Annotated in this window: 1 protein-coding gene; it reads left to right on the forward strand. The window is 54.5% G+C overall.

Features of this window, described 5'->3' with window-relative positions:
* On the forward strand, positions 1 to 411 hold a 411-nt coding region (locus BHC62_RS04700; RefSeq protein WP_143007488.1), incomplete at both ends, for an immunoglobulin-like domain-containing protein.

Consider the following 411-nt stretch of genomic DNA (forward strand, 5'->3'; position numbering starts at 1 on the left):
GATAACAACCAGGTCATCACCATTGGCGTGAATCAGTCGAGCGGGACTGTCTCGGTTGTGGCTCCGGATGATGTTTACAAAGGTGATCAGACTGTTACGACCGGCATCGAAAAAGTCACCGGTGGCGAGCACTTCGAGAACCTGGTTCCAGGTACCGATAAAGTCACGACCGTCGTAACCGACACACCAGGCACCGATAACACCACTACCGTTACGTTGACGGCTCCGTCGGAAGTGAGTGAAGGCGGCACGATCACTTACACCGCCACCTTGAGCAACAAGGCTGACACCGACGTCACCCTGACGCTCGATAACAAACAAACCATCACCATCAAGGCCGGCGAAACCGTTGGTACTGTGATTGTTGATGCCCCTGGCGATGACGTGTTCATCGACAAGAGCACCCAGACC

The organism is Pseudomonas sp. 06C 126, from assembly GCF_001855215.1.
Lineage (GTDB): Bacteria > Pseudomonadota > Gammaproteobacteria > Pseudomonadales > Pseudomonadaceae > Aquipseudomonas > Aquipseudomonas proteolytica.